Annotated in this window: 22 protein-coding genes; 21 read left to right on the top strand and 1 reads right to left on the bottom strand. The window is 56.6% G+C overall.

From position 1 onward, the window contains the following. Positions 1-33: 33 nt before the first annotated feature. The 20 genes from QOX26_RS01685 (at position 34) to QOX26_RS01590 (ending at position 20,800) form a co-directional block, all read left to right on the top strand. Positions 34-981: a DNA-directed RNA polymerase subunit alpha gene (locus tag QOX26_RS01685; protein ID WP_283673151.1), complete on the top strand. Its 948-nt coding sequence runs from the start codon at positions 34-36 to the stop codon at positions 979-981. Between the two features lie 78 nt (positions 982-1,059). Further along, on the top strand, positions 1,060-1,404 hold the full coding sequence (rplQ, locus tag QOX26_RS01680) for a 50S ribosomal protein L17 (RefSeq protein WP_283673150.1): 345 nt from the start codon (positions 1,060-1,062) through the stop codon (positions 1,402-1,404). A gap of 241 nt (positions 1,405-1,645) precedes the next feature. After that, the gene (gene rimP, locus QOX26_RS01675; RefSeq protein WP_283673149.1) at positions 1,646-2,110 is read left to right on the top strand and encodes a ribosome maturation factor RimP; all 465 of its coding nucleotides are present in this window, start codon (positions 1,646-1,648) and stop codon (positions 2,108-2,110) included. 21 nt (positions 2,111-2,131) lie between these two features. Continuing rightward, complete coding sequence (gene nusA / locus QOX26_RS01670; RefSeq protein WP_283673148.1) at positions 2,132-3,196, top strand: transcription termination factor NusA; 1,065 nt, start codon at positions 2,132-2,134, stop codon at positions 3,194-3,196. A 22-nt stretch (positions 3,197-3,218) separates the two neighbouring features. After that, a complete protein-coding gene (gene rnpM, locus QOX26_RS01665) occupies positions 3,219-3,497 on the top strand; it encodes an RNase P modulator RnpM (RefSeq protein WP_283673147.1) in 279 nt (92 codons plus the stop codon). Next, complete coding sequence (locus QOX26_RS01660; RefSeq protein WP_283673146.1) at positions 3,487-3,933, top strand: L7Ae/L30e/S12e/Gadd45 family ribosomal protein; 447 nt, start codon at positions 3,487-3,489, stop codon at positions 3,931-3,933. Before rnpM ends, QOX26_RS01660 begins: the two co-directional genes overlap by 11 nt. A gap of 22 nt (positions 3,934-3,955) precedes the next feature. Beyond that, entirely contained in the window at positions 3,956-6,304 is a 2,349-nt protein-coding gene (infB, locus tag QOX26_RS01655) for a translation initiation factor IF-2 (RefSeq protein ID WP_283673145.1), read from the top strand. A gap of 84 nt (positions 6,305-6,388) precedes the next feature. Then, positions 6,389-6,760, top strand: a complete 372-nt coding sequence (gene rbfA, locus QOX26_RS01650) for a 30S ribosome-binding factor RbfA (RefSeq protein WP_283673144.1) — start codon at positions 6,389-6,391, stop codon at positions 6,758-6,760. Continuing rightward, complete coding sequence (locus tag QOX26_RS01645; protein WP_283673143.1) at positions 6,757-7,716, top strand: DHH family phosphoesterase; 960 nt, start codon at positions 6,757-6,759, stop codon at positions 7,714-7,716. Before rbfA ends, QOX26_RS01645 begins: the two co-directional genes overlap by 4 nt. Then, positions 7,703-8,620 (top strand): tRNA pseudouridine(55) synthase TruB, encoded by a 918-nt coding sequence (gene truB, locus QOX26_RS01640; protein ID WP_283673142.1) that lies wholly within the window; start codon positions 7,703-7,705, stop codon positions 8,618-8,620. Before QOX26_RS01645 ends, truB begins: the two co-directional genes overlap by 14 nt. Before the next feature lie 20 nt (positions 8,621-8,640). Then, a complete protein-coding gene (ribF, locus tag QOX26_RS01635; RefSeq protein WP_283673141.1) occupies positions 8,641-9,552 on the top strand; it encodes a riboflavin biosynthesis protein RibF in 912 nt (303 codons plus the stop codon). 160 nt (positions 9,553-9,712) lie between these two features. Further along, on the top strand, positions 9,713-10,216 hold the full coding sequence (gene trmL, locus QOX26_RS01630; protein ID WP_283673140.1) for a tRNA (uridine(34)/cytosine(34)/5-carboxymethylaminomethyluridine(34)-2'-O)-methyltransferase TrmL: 504 nt from the start codon (positions 9,713-9,715) through the stop codon (positions 10,214-10,216). A 10-nt stretch (positions 10,217-10,226) separates the two neighbouring features. Continuing rightward, entirely contained in the window at positions 10,227-11,102 is an 876-nt protein-coding gene (locus QOX26_RS01625) for a DegV family protein (RefSeq protein ID WP_283673139.1), read from the top strand. Between the two features lie 216 nt (positions 11,103-11,318). After that, positions 11,319-12,509 (top strand): phosphoglycerate kinase, encoded by a 1,191-nt coding sequence (locus QOX26_RS01620; RefSeq protein ID WP_283673138.1) that lies wholly within the window; start codon positions 11,319-11,321, stop codon positions 12,507-12,509. Positions 12,510-12,604: 95 nt separating this feature from the next. Further along, positions 12,605-13,375 carry a triose-phosphate isomerase gene (gene tpiA, locus QOX26_RS01615; protein ID WP_283673137.1) on the top strand — a complete coding sequence of 257 codons (771 nt, stop codon included), beginning with the start codon at positions 12,605-12,607 and terminating at the stop codon, positions 13,373-13,375. 237 nt (positions 13,376-13,612) lie between these two features. After that, entirely contained in the window at positions 13,613-15,298 is a 1,686-nt protein-coding gene (gene gpmI / locus QOX26_RS01610) for a 2,3-bisphosphoglycerate-independent phosphoglycerate mutase (protein WP_283673306.1), read from the top strand. A 45-nt stretch (positions 15,299-15,343) separates the two neighbouring features. Then, positions 15,344-16,654 carry a phosphopyruvate hydratase gene (eno, locus tag QOX26_RS01605; RefSeq protein WP_283673136.1) on the top strand — a complete coding sequence of 437 codons (1,311 nt, stop codon included), beginning with the start codon at positions 15,344-15,346 and terminating at the stop codon, positions 16,652-16,654. 318 nt (positions 16,655-16,972) lie between these two features. Beyond that, a complete protein-coding gene (locus QOX26_RS01600) occupies positions 16,973-17,653 on the top strand; it encodes a response regulator transcription factor (protein ID WP_283673135.1) in 681 nt (226 codons plus the stop codon). A gap of 3 nt (positions 17,654-17,656) precedes the next feature. Beyond that, a complete protein-coding gene (locus QOX26_RS01595; RefSeq protein WP_283673134.1) occupies positions 17,657-19,105 on the top strand; it encodes a sensor histidine kinase in 1,449 nt (482 codons plus the stop codon). A 93-nt stretch (positions 19,106-19,198) separates the two neighbouring features. Further along, complete coding sequence (locus QOX26_RS01590; protein WP_283673133.1) at positions 19,199-20,800, top strand: S1C family serine protease; 1,602 nt, start codon at positions 19,199-19,201, stop codon at positions 20,798-20,800. Positions 20,801-20,921: 121 nt separating this feature from the next. On the opposite strand, the gene gdhA is transcribed toward QOX26_RS01590, so the two are convergent. Further along, a complete protein-coding gene (gene gdhA, locus QOX26_RS01585; RefSeq protein WP_283673132.1) occupies positions 20,922-22,265 on the bottom strand; it encodes an NADP-specific glutamate dehydrogenase in 1,344 nt (447 codons plus the stop codon). A gap of 226 nt (positions 22,266-22,491) precedes the next feature. Between gdhA and QOX26_RS01580 the strand changes: the two genes are divergently transcribed. Next, positions 22,492-22,803, top strand: coding sequence for an MGMT family protein (locus tag QOX26_RS01580; protein WP_283673131.1), 312 nt, complete (start codon positions 22,492-22,494; stop codon positions 22,801-22,803). Positions 22,804-22,844 lie beyond the last annotated feature (41 nt).

The following is a 22,844-nucleotide window of genomic DNA, read 5'->3' as shown; positions in this document are numbered from 1 at the left end:
AGAGTTTTTAACCAACGTGAAGGAGGGTACCCTATGATCGAAATCGAAAAGCCGCGCATTGACTGCGAGCAGCTCGCTGAGGATGGTTCTTACGGCAAATTTGTTGTAGAGCCTCTCGAGCGCGGATATGGCACCACGCTGGGCAACTCCCTGCGCCGCATTCTGCTCTCCTCGCTGCCGGGTACGGCTGCGTCGAGCATTAAGATCGCGGGCGTACAGCATGAGTTTTCCACGATTCCGGGCGTCAAGGAAGACGTAACGGAAATCGTTCTCAATGTAAAGGGCATCATCGCCAAGCTGCACTGTGACGGCCCTAAGACGGTCTACATCGAGGCTGCCGGCGAAGGTGTGGTTAAGGCTGGCGATATCCACGCCGACGGCGAGGTTGAAATTGTCAACCCCGACCTGCACATTGCCACGCTCATGAGCGATGCGCGCCTGTCCATGGAGATCACGCTGACTTCCGGCCGCGGCTATGTTCCGGCTGAGAAGAACAAGCAGCATCAGACCTCTATCGGCGTCATTCCGGTGGATTCGATCTACACGCCGGTCTACAAGGTCAACTACACGGTGGAGAACACCCGTGTCCGTGACCTGACCGACTATGATAAGCTCACGCTTGAGGTTTGGACCGACAGCACTATCACCGCCCGCGACGCTGTTTCGCTCGGCGCGAAGGTTCTGCGCGACCACCTCGATCTGTTCGTTGATCTCTCTGAGGAGATCGGCTCCAAGTCTACCGTAGTTGAAAAGGCTGAAGCGCAGCACGATAAGGTGCTTGAAATGACCATTGAGGAGCTTGACTTCTCGGTGCGTTCGTTCAACTGCCTCAAGCGCGCTGGCATCAACACGGTTGAGGATCTGATTAATACCTCGGAAGAGGACATGATGAAGGTGCGTAACCTCGGCCGCAAGTCGCTCGAGGAAGTCATCGGCAAGCTGGAGGCTATGGGCCTCGGCCTTGCCAAGACGGAGGAGTAATCCTGCACCGTATCAAGCACATTTGTGGCGGCACGAAGCCGCGCCGCCGCTTGACTTTTATTTTGGAGGTTTAACGCAATGGCTAACAATCGCAAGCTCGGTCGTCCTACCGACCACCGCATGGCGATGCTGCGCGCTATGGTAACCTTCCTGCTCGAGAACGGCCGTGTTGAAACGACCGTTGCCCGCGCGAAGGAAGTCGGCCCGCTCGCTGAGAAGATGATTACGCTGGGCAAGAAGAATACCCTTGCCACCCGCCGTCAGGCAATGGCGTTCATCACTAAGGAAGAGGTTGTCGCAAAGCTGTTTTCCGACATCGCCCCGTCCTATGCTGACCGCAACGGCGGTTACACCCGCATCATCAAGACCGGCCCCCGCCGCGGCGACGCAGCCGAAATGGCGATCATCGAGCTGGTAAAGTAAGATGAATCCAAAAAGGTTATCCAGTAGCGTGCTTACTGGATAACCTTTTTTCTGCTTTTTATGCGTGCGCAGCGGCGTTTAAAACGACAGAGATTGCAGCGGAATGAACTTTATGTGCAAAAAGCCTTGCAATTCTTTTCAAATGGTGATATACTAACAGCATTCAGTAAGATAAGTAATCGTAAGGAGTGGCGAAAGCCACTCCTTCACTATTGCTTGGGCAAAATAAGGAGGTACGGCTTTGCAGGCAAAGCAGATTGTTGCCCGCGTGGAAGAGCTGGTGCGGCCGCTGTGTGAACAGGCGGGCGTTTCGCTCTGGGACGTGGAATTTGAAAAAGAGGGCGGCCAGTATATGCTGACCGTGACCGTCGACCATCCGGAGGGCGTGAATATCGACCAGTGCGAGCAGGTTTCGCGCGCGCTCGATCCCATGCTTGATGCGAAGGAGTTCGACGCTATGCCGTCCTACACGCTCTGCGTGTCCTCGGCCGGACTTTCGCGCAGACTAAAGCGCCCCGAGCATTTTACGGCCTTTCTCGGCCATACGGTCGAAATTGGCTTTTACAAGCCCCAAAACGGCTGCAAGCAGGCAGAAGGTACGCTGATTGCGTATGATCAGGGCAGCGTAACGCTTGAAGTCGCCGGCAAGCAAACGGTTTACGAACCCAAGGACATTGCCGCGGTGCGACTCGCGGTGACGATTTAATAAGGAGTTGACTTAGAAAAAATGGTGAACGCAGAATTTTTTGACGCCCTGGAGCAGCTCGAGAAAGAAAAGGGCATCCCGGTCGATTATATGCTCGAGCGTGTCGGACAGGCGCTGATTACCGCCTACAAGCGCGACAACGACGGCATGACCGACAATGTCTATGTCGACCCCGACCGTGCAAGAAAAACCATCCACATGTATGTGCGCAAAACGGTGGTCAAGGCGGAGGATATTTACGAGCCCTACGAGGAAATTTCCCTTGAAGAAGCGCGTGAAATCAAGGCGACCGCCATGCTGGGCGACATCATCGACATCGACATCCCGACCAAGTCGTTCGGCCGCATCGCAGCGCAGACGGCAAAGCAGGTTATCATTCAGGGCATCCGTGAGGCCGAGCGCGGCATGGTTTTGTCCGAGTTTGAGTCTAAGGAGCATGAAATCCTGACCGCTCTGATTTCTCGTATCGACCCCCGCACGGGCAACGCTTATCTGGATGTGACTTCGGCGGGCGAAAAGACCGAGGCCGTTCTCGCATCGAGTGAGCAGGTGCGCGACGAGGAGCTTTTTGAAGGCCAGCGCATCAAGGTGTACCTGATTGAGGTGCGCCGCGGTACGCGCGGTCCGCAGGTTATCACCTCGCGCACGCATCCGGGTCTGGTCAAGCGCCTGTTTGAGCTTGAAGTGCCTGAAATTCACTCCGGCGTGGTTGAGGTAAAGTCGATCGCGCGTGAAGCCGGCAACCGCACCAAGATCGCTGTGATGTCCCACGATGAGAACGTCGATCCGATCGGCGCATGTGTCGGTACCCGCGGCGCGCGTGTCGGCAACATCGGCAACGAGCTGGGCGGCGAGAAGATTGACATTATCAAATGGTCGGATGACACCGCAGCCTTCGTTTCCGCCGCGCTTGCTCCCGCAGACGTCGTTTCCGCCACCGTGCAGGCGGACGGAAAGTCCTGCCGCGTGCTCGTGCCGGACGATCAGCTGTCGCTCGCTATCGGCAAGGAAGGGCAGAATGCCCGTCTGGCCGCAAAGCTGACCGGCTGCAAGATCGACATCGCGCCCGAGTCACAGGGCGAATAAGAAACGGGGGGAGCGGCAGAATATGGTACAGAAGAAAATCCCCATGCGGCAATGTCTCGGCTGCCGTGAAATGTTCCCCAAGCGTGAGCTGATCCGCGTTGTGCGGTCGCCCGAGGGTGTGCTCTCGCTGGATTTCAAGGGCAAAGCGCCGGGACGCGGCGCGTATCTGTGCGGCAAGCCGGAGTGCCTTAAAAAGGCGCGAAAGAGCCGTGCAATTGAGCGCGCACTGAGCGTTGCCGTGCCGGAAGAGGTATATGACGCGCTCGAAGCGCAAATGGAGGAACAGGCAGATGGCAAATGATCCGGTGCTTGGCACGTTAGGTCTGGCCAAACGCGCAGGCAAGCTTGCGCTGGGCGACGACATGGCGCGCGAGCTGTGCGAGATGGGCAAGGCCAGATGCGTGCTCGTCGCGTGCGACGCGGGCGGCTCAACCGCAAAAAAAGCGGCGCTGAGCGCAGAGCGAGCCAATATTCCCTGCATCACGCTGCCGCAGGATCGCGCGGCACTGGGCGGTGCGCTCGGTCGTGAAGGCTGCGCAGTGTGCGCACTGGGCGATATCGGCCTTGCGGCGAGCGTTGCAAAGCGTTTGGCGGAGATTGATCCGCAGTACGCTGAGGCTGCCGAGCAGCTCTCCGCTAAAAATACGCGCATCCAGTCGCGCAAGGGCAAAAAGAAACAATCCGCGGCGTCCGATGCCGGACGCACAGGCGGCGCAGATAAACCACAAACCAAATGAATCACTACGGAGGTGAGCGCCAATGGCAATTGATAACAAGTATCGGGTGCACGAGTTCGCGAAGGACTTTAACGTAAGCACCAAGGAAATCACCGAAATTTTAACCGAGTATTGCACCGCGCCTAAGAACCATATGCAGGTATTGGGCGATCAGGAGCTTTCCGTGCTGTTTGAGTACCTGACGCAGCACAATCAGGTGGCCGACATTGAGGCCGTCATGAAGTCCCAGCAGCAGACGACCGCGCCGCAGCAGACGCAGGAGAAGCCTGCCGCAAAGCCGGCCGAGTCTGTGCAGGGCAAGCCGACTGAGGGCAAACCGGCTGAAAACAAGTCCGCCGAGGGCAAACCCGGCGACGCTGCTGCGGCACAGCAGACCAAGGTAAAGCAGGTTCACCGCATCGACACGCGCGGCGGCGGCGATGTAAACCTCGCCAAGTACGATGAGCGCATCGACAATCTCGTGCCGCAGAAGGCCGACAAGATGGGCACCTCGACCAAGCAGAAGCTGACCAAGAAGGCTGATCAGCGCAACCGTCCCTTCGGCAACAAGCGCCGTCAGGAGGAGCAGGAGAAGATGCGTCGCCTGCAGCGTCAGCAGCAGATGGCAGCTCTCAAGAAGATTCCGCTCAAGGTTATGATTCCGGAAGAGATTTCTGTTGGCGAGTTGGCTTCCCGCATGAAGCGCACGGCGGCGGACGTGATCAAGGGTCTGATTAAGCTGGGCGTTATGGCGTCGATTTCCGAGGTCATCGATTACGAGACTGCCGCGATTATCGCGGAGGAAATGGGCTGCAAGGTGGAGAAGGAAGTCCACGTTACGATTGAAGAGCGCCTGTTCGATGAGCATGAGGATAAGGCAGAGGATCTCGTTTCGCGCGATCCGGTCGTCGTCGTCATGGGTCACGTTGACCACGGCAAGACTTCGCTGCTCGACGCAATCCGCAAGACCAAGGTGACCGAGGGCGAGGCCGGCGGCATCACGCAGCACATCGGCGCATACCGCGTTGCAATTAACGACAAGCCGATTACCTTCCTGGACACCCCGGGTCACGCTGCGTTTACGTCGATGCGTGCCCGCGGCGCGCAGGTTACCGATATTGCCATTCTGGTCGTTGCAGCGGACGACGGCATCATGCCGCAGACCATTGAGGCAATTAACCACGCGAAGGCGGCAAATGTGCCGATCATCGTTGCGGTGAATAAGATTGACAAGGAAGGCGCGAACCCCGAGCGCGTGCTGCAGCAGCTGACCGAGTACGAACTGGTGCCCGAAGAGTGGGGCGGCGAGACCATCGTCTGCAACATTTCGGCAAAGTACGGTCAGGGCATTGAAAACCTGCTCGAGATGGTGCTGCTGACCGCCGAAATGGCTGACTTGCACGCAAACCCGAACCGTCAGGCCAAGGGTACGGTTATCGAGGCAAAGCTCGACAAGGGCCGCGGCCCGGTTGCGACCATCCTGATTCAGAACGGTACGCTGCACGCGGGCGACGTTGTCATCGCGGGTACCGCGGTTGGCCGCGTTCGTGCCATGACCAACGACGACGGCGAGCGCATTCAAGAAGCCGGCCCGTCTGTTCCGGTCGAAATCATCGGTCTGGCCGATGTTCCGAACGCGGGCGACGAGTTCTACGCCGTTGACGACGAGAAGATGGCGCGTGAGCTGGTTGAGCAGCGCCGCGATAAGGAAAAGGAAGAGCGCAACAAGGCGTACCACAAGGTCACGCTCGACAACCTCTTCGATTCCATTCAGCAGGGCGAAATGAAGGAACTGAGCATCATCGTCAAGGCCGATGTGCAGGGTTCGGTTGAAGCCGTGCGTTCGTCGCTCGAAAAGCTGTCCAACGAAGAAGTGCGCGTGCGCGTGATTCACGGTGCAGTCGGCGCGATTAACGAGTCGGACGTTATGCTGGCATCCGCTTCCGGCGCGATTATCGTTGGCTTCAATGTCCGTCCTGACCGCGCGGCGGCGGTGTCCGCCGAAATGCAGGGCGTCGATATGCGCATGTACCGCATCATCTATGACTGCATCGAGGAAATGGAGCAGGCCATGAAGGGCATGCTCGAGCCCAAGTTCAAGGAAGTCGTACTCGGCCATGCCGAGGTGCGTCAGGTGTTCAAAATCACCGGCGCAGGTGCAATCGCCGGCTGCTATGTGCAGGATGGCAAGATTCAGCGCAACGCGCAGGTGCGTGTGGTGCGTGACGGCATCGTCTTCCACGAAGGCCAACTCAACACCCTCAAGCGCTTTAAGGATGACCAGAAGGAAGTTGCTTCCGGGTATGAATGCGGCATGAGCATCGAAAACTATAATGACATCAAGGAAAACGATATCATTGAGTGCTTCATCATGGAAGAAATCAAGCAGTAAATCGTTTTAGACAGGAAATCGCTGCATTGCGGCGGTTTCCTGTTTCATAAAACCGATATCCTCGTAAAAAGGAGGAATTTTATTATGGCATCTAATCGAATTGACCGCATCTCGGAAGAGGTCATGAAGGCTCTGGCGGAGGCAATCCGCACGGTAAAGGACCCGCGTGTGCAGAACGGACTGGTGTCCGTCGTGCACTGTGAGGTCGCGGGCGACCTGCGCTACGCAAAGGCGTTTATCTCGGTGCTCGGCAGCGAGGAGCAGGCCAATGAGGTCATGAAGGGCCTCAAATCCGCATCCGGTTACCTGCGCCGCGAAGTCGGACACAAGGTCCAGCTGCGCTACGCACCGGAACTCATTTTTACACTCGATACCTCAATCACTCACGGCGCGCACATCTCTGAAGTGCTGCATGAACTGGATCGGGATGGTAAAATGGGAGGATCGGAAGAATGACGGTTGACGTTGCAGGCGCCGCCGCCGAGCTTCTCGCTGCAAACAGCATTCTGATTCTGACCCACCGCCGACCGGACGGCGACACCACCGGCTGCGCCGGTGCGCTGTGCCGCGGCCTGCGCCAGCTCGGCAAACGCGCTTATATTCTGGAGAACCCGGATATCACCAAGCGTTATGCCACGCTGATTACACCCTGTTATCCACCGGAAGATTTCAACCCGCAGTATATTGTCACGACTGACATTGCCGAATACAAGCTGTTTTCGGACAATGCCGTGCAGTATGAGGGGAAAATCGATTTGGTCATCGATCACCACCGTTCCAACCCGCTTTTCGGCAAGAAAAACCTGGTTCGCACCGATGCGGGCGGCTGTGCCGAAGTGATCTATGATGTGCTGATGGCGATGGGTGTTAAGCTGACCAATGAAATCGCCGAATGCATCTATGTCGGCGTTTCGACCGACACAGGGTGTTTCAAGTATTCCAATACGACCGCGCACACCCATGCGGTCGCGGCGGCCTGCCTTTCGGCGGGCATCGACGGCGGCGAAATCAACCGTGCGCTGTTTGAAACCAAGTCGCGTCCGCGGTTTGAGATGGAGCGCATCGTGTTTGATACGATGGAGTTCTATGAAGACGGTGCGATTGCGCTAGCCTTGCTGCGGCGGGCGGACATCGATAAAACAGGCGCGGATATGGACGATCTGGACTCGATCGCGTCGCTCACGCGGCAAATCGAGGGCGTGCAGATCGGCCTGACGCTGACCGAGAACGCCGACGGCACAGTCAAGGCATCCGCACGCACGACCAAGGAAATGGACGCTTCGGCCATCTGCAAAAAGGTGGGCGGCGGCGGACACATCCGCGCGGCGGGCGCAAGCTTCGACTGCAGCCTTGATGAGGCGAAAAACCAGCTGCTTGCAGCTGCAACGGAGCAGTATCATGCCAACAAATGAGCTTTCCGGCATTCTGCTGATGAATAAGCCGCAGGGCTTTACCTCGCACGATGTGGTGGCGAAGCTGCGCGGCATTCTCAAAACGCGGAAAATCGGCCACGGCGGCACGCTTGACCCGCTGGCGACTGGCGTGCTGCCCGTGTTCATCGGCGGCGCGACCAAGGCGGCTGATTTTGCCGCCGCGCAGGACAAGGAGTATGTTGCAGGCTTCACCCTCGGCTACTCGACCGACACACAGGATGTGACGGGGCAGACCCTGCAGATGAGCGGCAATTATGCCTCCCGCATCGCGGTGGAGCGTGCGATTTTGCATTTTCAGGGCGTTCAGCAGCAGCTGCCGCCTATGTACTCTGCCGTTAAGGTGGGCGGTCAGAAGCTGTACGATCTTGCGCGAAAAGGGCGGGAGGTCGAGCGCCCTTCGCGTGAAATTACCGTACACGAAATTGAGCTGCTCGACTATGACGAGGACGCGCAGAAGGGCACGCTTCGGTGTCTGGTCAGCAAGGGCACCTATGTGCGCACGCTGATAAACGACCTTGGGGAGCATCTGCGCACGCTGGCGTGTATGCACAGCCTGGTTCGCACCCGTTCGGGCGCCTATCCGCTTGCGCAGTGCGTCGGCTTCGAGCAGGTCGAGCAGGCGATGGCGGAAGGCATCGGACAGCAGCTTTTACTGCCGACCGACAGCCTGTTCCTCGACCATCCTGCGGTAGAGCTGACCGAGGAGGGCGCGGAGCGCGCATCCCGCGGCGCGGTGATTTTTCCGCGTCAGGCATCGGGCATGCCGGAAACCGAGGGCGCGCTTTGCCGTGTCTACCACGCAGGGCGTTTTCTGATGCTCGGACAGGTGCGGGCACTCGACATCGGCGGTCTTGGTCTGTTTGTCTATAAGAATTTTAAATAGGATAAAGGGGAGGATTCCCTTTGCAGGAAAATACAAAGCCGCGTGCGATTGCGCTCGGTTATTTTGACGGTGTACACCTCGGCCACCGTGCGCTGATGGAGCGGGCGGTGCAGCGCGCAAAGCAAATCGGCGGCACAAGCGCGGTATTCACCTTTGATGTGCACCCGGACTCTATTGTGCTGGGGCGTCAGGTGCCGCTTATTACGGCCAACTCCTACCGCCGGGAAGAAATTAAAAAGCTCGGTGGGGTGGACGAGGTCATTTTCGGCCATTTTGACGAGCGCATGCGCAATATGGATTGGCGTGATTTCATTCATGAGCTGCTGATCGGCGAGTTCCATGCAGGTTGGATTGTATCCGGCCGCAACAACCGCTTCGGCTATAAGGGACTGGGCAATGCAGACGGCATGGCGGAAGAATGCAGAAAGGCCGGCATCGGCTACGACTGTATTGATGATATTAAGGTCGACGGTGTCGTCGTGTCCTCCACTTATATCCGCCAGCTGATTTCGCAGGGCGATATGGAAGGCGCGGCTCGGTTCCTCGGCCACCCGTACACGGTGACCGGCGTGGTCGAGCATGGCCGCAAGGTCGGCACGAGCGTGCTCAAGGTGCCGACGGTCAACCTGCGTCTGCCGACCGAGATGGCGCTGCCGCCCTATGGGGTGTATGCGACGCGCGTGCTCGTGGACGACAAGGCCTATATCGCGGCGACCAATATCGGCGTCAAGCCAACCTTCCTTGACGGGGGCGCGCCGACCATTGAGCCGCATCTGCTCGACTTTTCGGGTGACCTGTACGGCAAGCTGATTCATGTTGAGCTGCATAAATTTCTGCGTCCCGAGATGCAGTTTGAGTCGGTTGACGCGCTGAAAAACGCAATTGCCGATAATGTACGTGAAACCAGAGAATTTTTCTCGGATGGTGTATAACCGGACGATTGCGCTGCTGATTCGGTGCAGGTTTCGGAAAAAATTATAACCAAGTGGAAAGAATCCCCCAATTTTTAAGAATTGGGGGATTCTTTTTGCAAAAAATACGCGAAATGCTTGCAAAAACCGCGTCAATCGCATAGAATAAACTTGTACTTCTATGAAAAGAGAGATTTTCATGATTCATATTGTATTGGTCGAGCCGGAGATTCCTCAGAATACCGGCAACATCTCGCGCACCTGCGCGGCGACCGGATGTGTACTGCATTTGGTAGAGCCACTGGGCTTTGCGCTGGACGATAAAAAAATGAAGCGGGCGGGACTGGATTACTGGCATCTGCTCGATGTGCGGCATTACGCGGATTTGGATGATTTCTTCGCCAAAAACCCCGATGGCCGCTATTTCTATGCAACAACAAAAGCACCTCATGCCTATCATGAGGTTGCATTCCGCGACGGCGATTTCCTGCTCTTTGGCAAGGAAACGCGCGGTCTGCCGGAATCGCTGCTGGTGGACCATCCCGAGCGCTGCATCCGCATCCCGATGCGCGATGGGGCACGCAGCCTGAATCTGTCCAACTCGGTCGCGGTGATTGCATACGAAGCACTGCGGCAGACCGGATTTCAGAATCTGGAGATGGCCGGACCGTTCCCGCAAGAATAAGGAGAAGGATATGGAAAAAATACATATTTTCACCGATTCCGCGGCAGATATCCCGCAGGCGCATGTGGAAGCGCGCGGCATTGAGATTCTGCCGATTATGATTACGCACGAGGGGCGCACCTTTCGTGAATATTACGACATCACGCCCGAGGAATACTGGAAGCTGCTCGGCGAGAGTAGCGAAATCCCGATGACCACGCAGGTCACGCCCGCGCAGTTCCTGGATTGCTACCGCCGCGCGTTCGACCGCGGGTGCACCCACGTGCTGGGCGTGCTGATCAACGGCGGCGGTTCGGGTACTTATCAGTCCGCCTGCATGGCGCGCAGCATGTTTTATGAAGAATACGGCGAAAGCATGCGCATTGAACTGATTGATTCCGAAACCTATACCTACATTTACGGCCATATCGTGGTGCTTGCCGCCGAGCTGCGCGATGCGGGCGACAGCTTTGATGCAATCCTCAGCGTGGTGGAAAGCCGCCTGCGCCGTGTGGAGTGTTATCTCGGCGTGTACAGCCTCAAGCACCTGAAAAAATCCGGCCGTATTTCGGGCGGCGCGGCCTTTGTCGGCGAAGCGCTCGGCCTGAAACCCATCAGCCATGTGTATGCCGGCGAAGTACAGGTCTGCGATAAGGTGCGCGGCGAAAAGGCGCTGGTGTCCGGCATCATCAAAAAGGTGTCCGCACGCGTCGTGCAGCCGGAAAAACAAACCGCAATTCTGCTCTATGGCGAGGTGCCGTCCGAGCGGATTGACGAACTGGAAAAGCGCCTGTTTACCGAATTGGGTTTCATGGGCGTGCAGCGCTGCCCAATCGGCGTATCGGTGATAACCAACACCGGGCCGCAGGCATTGGCAGTCGCATTTTACGGACAACCCCGCTCTTAAGCACATTGGGCAAAATGGTTAAAACTTTCACAAGTTTCTGGCGCAATCCGTGAAAAACCGCTAAAAGAAAACTTTTTGATGATGTTTTTGCGAATTTTACTTGCCTAGAAGGGGAAAAACGAGTATAATTTTGTCTTGGAAATGGAATTCTTACCATGGGATCGGCAGGGTCCCGCATTCGTTTGCTACCATTTATATCTTGAAGGAGATGTATATATGCAGTACAACAAGAAGAGCGTCGAGGACATCGACGTAAACGGCAAAAAGGTCATCGTTCGCTGCGATTTCAACGTTCCGCAGGACGAAAACGGTCGCATCACCGACGATAAGCGTATCGTCGCTTCGCTCGAGACCATCAAGTATCTGCTCGGCCATAACGCGGCCGTCATCCTCTGCTCGCACCTCGGTCGTCCGAAGGGTGAGTTCAACATGAAGTATTCGCTGGCTCCGGTTGCAGAGCGTCTGTCTGAGCTGCTCGGCATCGAGGTCAAGCTCGCAAAGGACGTTGTCGGCGAGGACGCAAAGAAGCTGGCTGCGGCTGTCAAGCCCGGCGAAGCGGTTCTGCTGGAAAACGTTCGCTTTGAAAAGGGCGAGGAGAAGAACGATCCCGCGCTTGCCAAGGCAATGGCCGATTTGGCTGAAGTCTACGTAAATGACGCATTCGGCACCGCACACCGTGCGCATGCTTCGACTGCCGGCATTGCGGATTATCTGCCGGCTGCCTGCGGTTTCCTGATTAACAAGGAAATCTCCATCATGGGCAAGGCACTGTCTGACCCGGCTCGTCCGTTCGTTGCCATTCTGGGCGGCGCAAAGGTCTCCGACAAGATTAATGTCATCAACAACCTGATCGACAAGTGCGACACCGTCATCATCGGCGGCGGCATGGCCTACACCTTCTCCAAGGCGCAGGGCGGTTCGATCGGCACCTCGCTGTGCGAGGAGGATAAACTTGATCTGGCGCTTGGCCTGATTAAGAAGGCTGCCGACAAGGGCGTAAAGCTGCTGCTTCCGCTCGACACCGTCTGCGGCGATCACTTCGGCGCGGATGCAGAGCCCGTGGTTTATGAGGCAGGCAAGCTGCCCGAAAACATGATGGGTCTGGACATCGGCCCCAAGACCGTAGAGCTTTTCTCGAACGCTGTTGCCGACGCAGGCACGGTTGTTTGGAACGGCCCGATGGGCGTGTTCGAGTTTGACGCGTTCGCGGTTGGCACCAAGGCAGTCGCCAAGGCGATTGCAGAGAGCAAGGCAGTTTCCATCATCGGCGGCGGCGACTCTGCTGCGGCTGTTGAGAAGCTCGGCTTTGCCGACAAGATGACCCACATCTCCACCGGCGGCGGCGCTTCGCTGGAATTCCTGGAAGGCCTGGAGCTGCCCGGCATCGCCTGCCTGCAGGATAAGTAATTTCGCTTTATACCGGAGCGCACGGCGCTCCGTATAATACATATAAATGAGGACGACACTAGAATCGTCTTGAAGTATTGAAAGGGGTACAAACCATGAATCGCAGATATCGTAAGACCATCATCGCCGGCAACTGGAAGATGAACAAAACGCCCGCAGAGGCTAAGGCCCTCATCGAAGAGATGAAGCCGCTTCTCTCCAAGACTAAGTGGTGCGAGATGGTGCTTTGCGTACCGTTCACCGATATTCAGATGGCTGTTAAGGCTGCCAAGGGCTCCAAGATTGCCATCGGCGCTGAGAACATGCACTACGAGAAGTCCGGCGCATTCACCGGCGAAATCTCGGCTGACATGCTCAAGGAGCTGGGCGTCAAGTACGTGATTATCGGTCACTCCGAGCGTCGCCAGTACTTTAACGAGACCGACGAGGCTTGCAACAAGAAGGTTCTGGTTGCTCTGGAGAACGGTCTGCGCCCGATCCTGTGCGTTGGCGAGAGCCTGACCGAGCGCGAGCAGGACGTGACCATGGAAGTCATCCGCAAGCAGATCAAGATTGCGCTGCAGGGCGTTGCGGTTGAAGAAATCAAGAAGGTTGTCATTGCTTACGAGCCCATCTGGGCTATCGGCACCGGCAAGACCGCAACCTCTGAGCAGGCAAACGAAGTTTGCGCTGCAATCCGCGACTGCCTGCGTGAGAAGTACGGCGCACGTGCTGCCCGTGGCATCACCGTGCAGTACGGCGGTTCGATGAACGCCAAGAATGCGGCTGAGTTGCTTGCACAGCCCGACGTAGACGGCGGCCTGATCGGCGGCGCGTCTCTGAAGTCCGCGGACTTTGCAGCTATCGTCGAAGCAGCAAACCAATAAGATAATAAAACGGTAAGGGTCTGCCCAAAACCGTGCTGCGGAGGGGGACATCGGGATATCGATTGTTCCCCTTTCGTACCGTCAGGGCAAGACGGCCGCGCAACCCCGCGGCGTTCTCCGGAACGTCGCTTACGAAGAAAGAGACGGTGAATCAAAGTGGAATCCGTTATCAAGAAGGCGGCCGCCGCGGCTGCCGAGGTGAAAAAGGAAGCGACCGCATCCAAGGCTGAGCCGGCGATGCAGCTGGAACTGAAGGCAGAGTCGGCCAAGCCGGCTGCCGCTAAAAAAGCACCGGCGAAAAAGGCCGCAAAAACCGCTGACAAGGCGGAGAAGCCGAAGCGTGCCTCTGCCGGCAGAAAGCCTGCCGCAAAGAAGACCGCAGCGGCGAAGAAGACGGCTGATTTGGGCCCGAAAAAGCCGACCGCGCTGATTATCATGGATGGCTACGGCCACCGCGATGAGAAGAAGGGCAATGCCATCGGCGCTGCCAACACACCGAACCTGAACAAGATTTTTGCAGAGAATCCGATGGTTTACATCGGTGCATCCGGTCTGGATGTCGGCCTGCCCGACGGACAGATGGGCAACTCTGAGGTCGGTCACACCAACATGGGTGCAGGCCGCATCGTTTATCAGGAGCTGACCCGCATCACCAAGTCCATCAAGGACGGTGATTTCTTTGACAACGCCGCGCTGTGCAAGGCGGTCGACCAGTGCCTCTGGTTCGGCTCTACGCTGCACATTTTCGGCCTGCTGTCTGACGGCGGCGTGCATTCGCATATCGATCATATGATTGCACTGCTCGAGCTTGCCAAGCGCAAGGGCCTCAAGAAGGTCTGCTTCCACTGCTTTATGGACGGCCGTGACACCGCGCCCGAGTCGGGCATCGGCTATATCGACCGCCTGCAGAATAAAATTGACCTGATGGGCGTTGGCTGCATTGCCACGGTCGAGGGTCGCTATTACGCAATGGACCGCGATAACCGCTGGGAGCGCGTCGAAAAGGCGTACCGTGCCATCGCTGAGGGCGTGGGCATGCATGCCGCATCCGCACATGACGCCATGCAGGCATCCTACGATGCAGGCGTGACGGATGAATTCGTCGAGCCGGTCATCGTGACCGAGGGCGCAACCGTGCAGGATAACGACGCGATCATCTTCGCAAACTTCCGTCCCGACCGCGCGCGTGAAATCACCCGTGCTTTTGTGGATCATAAGTTTGACGGCTTTGAACGCAAGCGCCATAACGTCCACTATGTCTGCATGACGCAGTACGATGCGACGATTGCCGGCGTTGAAGTGGCGTTCAAACCGCAGACGCTGTCCAATACCTTTGGCGAGTATATCTCTGACCAGGGACTGACCCAGCTTCGCATTGCCGAGACCGAGAAGTACGCGCATGTGACCTTCTTCTTTAACGGCGGCGTTGAAAAGGAATATAAGAACGAGGAACGTGCCCTCATCCCCAGCCCGCGGGTCGCAACCTATGACCTGCAGCCGGAGATGAGCGAGCCTGCTGTCACGGCTGAGTGCGTCAAGCGCATCAAGTCGGGCAAGTATGATATGATTGTCCTCAACTTCGCAAACTGCGATATGGTCGGCCACACCGGCGTGTTTGACGCGGCGGTTAAGGCCATCGAAGCTGTCGACGACGGTGTGGGACAGGTTGTCGCCGCCATCCGTGAGATGGGCGGTCAGGCACTGCTCACCGCCGACCACGGCAACGTTGACCAGATGTACGACGAGGACGGCGTTACGCCGTTCACCGCGCACACGACCAATCTCGTGCCGCTCGTGATGATCGGCCACGAAGGCAAGCTGATGGAGGGCGGCGTACTGGCCGACCTCGCACCCACACTGCTCGACATGATGGGTCTGAAGCAGCCGGTTGAAATGACCGGCCACAGCCTGCTTGTCAAATAATATTGCGTACCCCAAAATTTATATAAATGTAAGGAGAAAAGTTTTATGAAGGGCTACATTGAAATCGTTGATGTACTCGGCCGTGAGATTATGGACTCCCGCGGCAATCCGACCGTTGAGGTTGAAGTTTATGTTGAAGGCGACACCGGCGCATATATGGGCCGCGCTGCCGTTCCGTCCGGTGCATCCACCGGCATTTTTGAGGCTTGCGAGCTGCGTGATGGCGACAAGAGCCGTTACATGGGCAAGGGCGTTCTCAAGGCGGTTGACGCTGTTAACGGCGAAATCGCTGAGACGGTTATCGGCATGAACGCACTCGACCAGCAGGCGATCGACAAGGCTATGATCGACGCGGACGGCACCCCGAACAAGACCAAGTTCGGCGCAAACGCAATCCTCGGCGTATCGCTGGCTGTTGCCCGCGCTGCTTCTGAAGCACTGTCCATGCCGCTGTACAACTACATCGGCGGCTGCAATGCCAAGACTCTGCCGATGCCTATGATGAACATCCTCAACGGCGGCGCACATGCGACCAACAACGTTGAGATTCAGGAATTCATGATTATGCCGGTTTCCGCTCCCTCCTTCCGTGAGGCACTGCGCCGCTGTGCAGAAGTGTTCCACACCCTGAAGGGCACCCTGAAGGCAAACGGCACCCCCGCTGCAGGCGTGGGCGACGAGGGCGGCTACGCTCCCAACCTGAAGAAGGACGAGGACGCGCTCAAGGTTATCGTGCAGGCAATTGAAGACGCAGGCTACAAGCCCGGCGAGGACTTCATGATTGCAATCGACGCTGCTTCCTCCGAGTGGTGGAACGACGAAGAGAAGTGCTATATCCAGCCCAAGTCCGGCAAGAAGATGACTCAGCAGCAGCTGGTCAAGATGTGGAAGGGCTTTGTTGAGAAGTACCCGATCATCTCTCTGGAAGACGGCATGGCCGAAGAGGACTGGGAAGGCTGGGAGATGCTGACCAAGACGCTGGGCGACAAGATTCAGCTGGTTGGCGATGACCTGTTTGTAACCAACGTGACCCGCCTGAAGAAGGGCATCGACATGGGCGTTGCAAACTCCATCCTGATCAAGGTAAACCAGATCGGCTCTCTGACCGAGACCCTCGACGCCATCCAGATGGCAAACCGCGCTGGCTATACCGCTGTTGTTTCGCACCGTTCGGGCGAGACCGAGGATTCCACCATTGCCGACATCGCTGTTGCGCTCAACGCCGGCCAGATCAAGACCGGTGCGCCGAGCCGTACCGACCGTGTTGCCAAGTACAATCAGCTGCTCCGCATCGAGGAAGAACTCGACGAAGTTGCACAGTACCTGGGCCGCGACGCTTTCTTCAACCTGAAGTAAGTTTATTTTGTACTAAAAAGCCGTTCCCCCAACAGGAGAACGGCTTTTTTGCGCATTTTAGGTGCAGTTATCGGCAAGTGGCAGCAAAAGTGTTATTCGTACGATATTGGACATTGACCTTAAAACATTGAAGTGATATTATAATAATAACATAAGGTTCTTCCAAACCCCTGCGCTTCAAACTGACAACATCTCTTCATTCCTTGGCGCCCGCGCCGTATGCGTGGGCGTCATTCCTATGTTTTTCACAGATTGTTAATGCAATCGCCATAAAATGGCGGTATAATAAAGACATATCATGAAATGGAGAAGGATTCTATGGCGAAAAAGATTTTGATCGTTGAGGACGAAGAAAATATCCGGGAACTGCTGCGCCTGTATCTGGAGCGCGAGGGTTACGCCGTAATCGAGGCTGCAAACGGTGTAGAGGGCATTCGCTGCTGGAAAAGTGAAAAGCCCGACATGCTGCTGCTCGATGTAATGATGCCTGTGATGGACGGCTGGGCTGTGTGCAAGGAAATCCGTGCGGACAGCGATGTGCCGATTATTATGCTGACCGCCAAGGGTGAAACGATGGATCGCGTCGGCGGTCTGGAAATGGGTGCGGACGATTATATCGTAAAGCCGCTCGATATGCGCGAGGTCATTGCCCGCGTGCGTGCGGTGTTCCGCCGCATGACGCCGGAGGAAACGGCGGAGAAGATTTCGTTCGACAATCTGACCATCGACAAGCAGGCCTATGACCTGATCATTGGCGGCAAGCGCGTGGACGCACCGCCCAAGGAAATTGAGCTGCTGTATTTTCTCGCGTCCAGCCCCAACCGCGTATTCACCCGCGCACAGCTGCTGGACGATGTATGGGGCTTTGATTACTTCGGCGACACCCGTACGGTTGACGTACATGTCAAGCGCCTGCGCGAAAAGCTGGAGGGCGTTTCGGATAAGTGGGAGCTCAAGACGGTCTGGGGTGTTGGCTACAAGTTTGAGACCAAGGAGTAATCCATGGGTAGACACACCTTTTTCTTCAATAACTATATTGCACATTTTTTGCTGATTCTGATGGCGTTTGCGCTGGCAGGCGGTGCGTTTTATTATCAAATGAGCAGCTACGCGCTGTCCTCCAAGCAGACAGAGCTGCGCACAACGGTGTCCAGCATCGCCGCGCAGACCAAGCTCATGTTTGACAACGGCTTGGAAGATGTGCAGCAGATTTACCGCCTGTCCCTGGCCCGCATTGCCGAGGAGGATGAAATCACCATTCTGGTGGCGGATGCAGAGGGCAAAGTACGCATGATTGTGCTGACCGACGGCACGATTGCAGACAATCCCGGCTATCAGATCGCAGAACCGGCCGCCCGGCAGGTGCGCATGACCGGAACCTACGCCGAAGTAGGCTCAATGGGCGTGTTCGCCGAGGCTTCCACCTATGGTGTGGGCGCAGGCGTGAAGGATGATGCGGGCAACCTGAGCGCCATGGTGTTTGTCTCCACGCAGGACACGGTGGTGGCAGGCGTGATTCGTCATTCGACGCAGACGCTGCTGCTGATTATTATGGTCACACTGACCTGTGCGCTGATTATTTCATTCATCATTTCGCGCCACATGACCCGTCCGCTCAAGACGATTGCAGGCGCCGCGAAGGAGTTTGCCGCAGGCAATTTCGACGTGCGCGTGCCGGAGGATAACCACTGTATTGAAATTGACGAGCTGGCGGTATCCTTTAACAATATGGCGCGCGATCTCGACCAGCTTGAGGAATTGACGCGCGGCTTTATCGGCAACGTGAGCCATGAATTCAAAACCCCGATGACGACCATCGGCGGCTTTGTCGACGGCATGGTCGACGGCACGATTCCGCCCGAGCAGCACGATAAGTACCTGCGCATCATTGCGGAGGAAACGCGCCGCCTGTCCCGTATGGTCAATCGTATGCTGGATGCGGCGAAAATCCAGTCGGGCGAACTGCTGCTCAACCCTGCGCCTTTTGATTTCTCCGAGATGACAACGCAAATTATCCTCTCGTTTGAGCAGAAAATTGAAGCGCGGCATATCGAAGTCGACTGCGAGCTGACCGAGCGCCTGCTCGTGATGGGCGACCGTGATCATGTGTTCCGCGCGGTTTACAATCTGGTAGACAACGCGGTCAAATTCACCGAGGACGGCGGCCGGCTTACGCTGCGCGCGCATCCCGAGGAAACCTTCTGCGCGTTCTCCATTACCAACACGGGCACAGGAATCTCCGCGGAGGATTTGCCGCATATCTTTGACCGCTTTTACAAGGCTGACCGTTCACGCTCGATGGACAAAACCGGCGCGGGACTGGGTCTGTATATCGTCAAGAACATTATTAACCTGCATGGCGGCGAAATTTCGGTGCGCTCGGACGGCGGCGAGACTGAGTTTGAGTTCACCCTGCCGCTCGTACCCGCTGCGAATTTACCGAAGGCATAACGATAATGTTCAAAAACCGTTCACATTGTTTTCAATAAAACACCACAATGACCTTGTACAATAAAGCCATAAACCAAGCAGGAGGTCAGGATTATGGATAACAACAACGAATTCGCGTCCGCACCGCGCGGCGATGAGCATAGCGAGAACCAGCAGCCGCAGCCGCCTTACACGGAGCCGACCGTGCCGCAGGACGCACAGACAGTAAATCAGGAGCCTGCCGTACCGCAGGCGTACGACGCAGAGCCGGCGCAGCCGGAATCCCCTGAGCCGGCAGCTCCGTACACCGAGGCGCCGGCAGCGCAGGCGGAACAGACGCCGATGGCCGCAGAGGAACCGCATACCCCGCATCAGACGCCGGTGCAGCATCCGGTATATCAAACGCCGCCGCAGGAGAATGAACAGCCGCAGCAGCCGCCCTACGCTGATCAGACTCCGCCGCAGCAGCCGCCGAAGAAGAAAAAACGCGCCAACGGCCCGGTCATTGCGCTGTGCTCGGTTGCGGCAGCGTGCCTGCTGTTTGCGGGCGGCGCAATGCTTGGCCATGTGGTCGCAGGTGGCAATTCGCCGGACAACACAAGCTCCGCAACGCAGGCAGGCAATATGCCGACCGTGCAGATCGCGCAGAAGCCGGATTACGATCCCGATAATTACGATGTGGTTAACGGTCTGGCAGGCGAGGAAATCTATAAAAAGGTCAATCCCTCCATCGTCAGCGTCATTTCCACCTCGCTGGACGGCGGTGGCACCGGCTCGGGCGTTATCATGAGTGCGGATGGCTACATCATCACCAACAACCACGTCGTTGAGGGCGCGCAGGCAGTTGCCGTGCAGATGTCCGACGGCACCAAAATCGAAGCTACGGTCAAGGGCACGGATGCCAAAACCGACCTTGCCGTGCTGAAGATTGACACCAATATCAAGCTGACAGCGGCGGAGTTCGGCGATTCCGACGAGCTGGAACCCGGTGAGTATGCATATGCCATCGGTTCTCCCGGCGGTCTGGAGCTGGCCAACACCATCACCGGCGGCCGTATTTCGGCAATCAACCGCGACATTACGATTGATGACCGCGTTATGACGCTGATTCAGACCGACGCATCCATCAACCCCGGCAACTCGGGCGGTGCGCTGATTAACAAGTACGGTCAGGTCGTCGGCATCACTTCGGCGAAGCTCGGTATCAGCTATTATGAAGGCCTTGGCTTCGCAATTCCGATGAATACGGCTAAGGAAATCGTCGACCAGCTGATTGCAACCGGCTACATTGCAGGCCGTCCGTCGATTGGTATCACGGGACAGAACATTTCCGAGCAGAAGGCACAGTATAACAACGTGCCGCAGGGTGTTTATGTCTACTCGGTTGATGAACGCGCTGCCGCAGCGCAGCAGGGTCTGATGGCGGGCGACATCATTACTGAGGTCGATGGCCAGCAGATTACCACCATGGATGAAATCAACACCATTAAGGAAGAAAAGCAGGCGGGCGACACACTGAAAATCAAGGTGTACCGTATGTCTACCGGCAAATTCCTGGATATGAGCATCACCCTGACCGACGAGCATGACTTGTCCGACGAGAGCGCACAGTCGCAGCAGCAGGAACAGCAGCAGCAGACCCCTTCGCAGGGTGAGGGCGGCTATTCCCAGTATGGCGATGATCAGAATCCCTTCTCTTACTATTTTAACTGGTAATGACACGCAAAAACAGGATGCAGACTTTGGTCGGCATCCTGTTTTTAATATGCAGCAAAAAAGAGCATCGGAATCGAAATTCCGATGCTCTTAAAGCGCTCAAGCGGGCAAAAGGGGAAACTTATACGATACCCTGTGCCAGCATTGCGTCAGCGATCTTCTCGAAGCCGCCAATGTTTGCACCCATCACAAGGTTGTCCTTGTGGCCGTACTTCTCGGCAGACTCTACGCAGCACTTGAAGATGTTGACCATGATGTCGTGCAGGCGCTCGTCAACTTCTTCGAAGGACCAGCTCAGGCGCAGCGAGTTCTGGCTCATTTCCAGACCAGAGGTTGCAACGCCGCCGGCGTTTGCAGCCTTAGCAGGGCCAAAGAACACACCGTTTGCCTGGAACTGTGCAACAGCTTCCGGCGTGGAGGGCATGTTAGCACCTTCGGCAACAAACTTGCAGCCGTTTGCGATCAGTGCCTTCGCGTCGTTCTCGTCCAGCTCGTTCTGGGTTGCGCAGGGCAGTGCGATGTCGCACACGGTGTTCCAGGGACGTGCGCCTGCGGTGTAGGTGCTGCCCGGAACCAGATCGGCGTATTCCTTGATGCGTGCGCGGCGAACTTCCTTGATGTCCTTCATGACGTCGAGGTTGATGCCGTTGGGATCGTAGATGAAGCCGGCGGAGTCGGACATAGTCACGACCTTAGCGCCAAGCTCGGTCGCCTTCTGCGCAGCATAGATTGCAACGTTGCCCGAACCGGAGATGACAACCGTCTTGCCTTCGAAAGAAGTGCCCTTGTATGCGAGCATTTCCTTGGTGTAGTAGCACAGACCGTAGCCGGTGGCTTCGGTGCGCGCCAGCGAGCCGCCGAAGGAAAGACCCTTGCCGGTCAGCACGCCGACAGCTTCGTTGTTCAGGCGCTTGTACTGGCCGTACATGTAGCCGATTTCGCGGCCGCCAACGCCGATGTCGCCTGCCGGTACGTCGGTGAACTGGCCGATGTGGCGCTGCAGCTCGGTGATAAAGGACTGGCAGAAGCGCATGATTTCAGCGTCAGACTTGCCCTTGGGGTCGAAGTCGGAGCCGCCCTTGCCGCCGCCCATGGGCAGGCCGGTCAGGCTGTTCTTGAAGCACTGCTCGAAGCCGAGGAACTTGATGACCGATGCGCAAACCGAAGGATGGAAGCGCAGACCGCCCTTGTAGGGGCCGATTGCGGAGTTATACTGCACGCGGAAACCGCGGTTGACCTGTACCTTGCCGTTGTCGTCCACCCACGGAACACGGAACATAACCATACGCTCCGGCTCGACGATGCGGTCGATGATGCCCTTTTCCTCAAGCTCGGGGCGCTGTTCTACGACAGGCTCGAAGCTTTCGAGTACTTCCAGCACAGCCTGCTGAAACTCGGGTTCGTTGGGGTTGCGCTTGAGTACGGTTTCGTACACGCCCTTGAGGTAGTTGTTTGTAAGTGCCATTTTTATTTTGTCCTCCTTACATTTCTTCCCCACTCACTTTCCAAATATAAGGAAAAAGTGTTGAAGAGCTTACATACATGCTTTTGTGCCTAATTATTATATAGTATTTTGCAGAATAGTGCAATAATTTAGCGTGTTAAAAATATACATTTTTTTTCTTGCCACATAGGTATAGAAATTGGCATGTTGACCTGATAAAATTAAGTGAAACAGGGGAGGGACGCATATGTCTGGTGCTTTTGAGAAAATTTACGAAGTCGTGAGAAAAATTCCTCGCGGATATGTGGCGACCTATGGGCAGGTTGCGGCGCTCGCGGGCAATCCGCGCTGGGCGCGGGTGGTGGGCTACGCCCTGCATGCCAATCCCGATCCCGATGGCATTCCATGCTATCGAGTGGTGACTAAGGACGGACGAACCTCGCCGGCGTTTGCGTTTGGCGGCGGCGATGTGCAGCGTGCCATGCTCGAAGCGGACGGGATTGCGTTCACGGCTGACGGTCATGTGGAGATGGCACGCTTTCAGTGGGAAGGATTATAGGCTTGACATTGCCCCTTTGGATTGGTATTGTGAAAGTAACA

It is taken from the genome of Butyricicoccus sp. Marseille-Q5471, from assembly GCF_951230135.1.
Classification (GTDB): Bacteria; Bacillota; Clostridia; order Oscillospirales; family Butyricicoccaceae; genus Agathobaculum.
The sequence above is the reverse complement of the archived record's forward strand: the minus strand, read 5'-3'. Positions and strand labels throughout refer to the sequence as shown.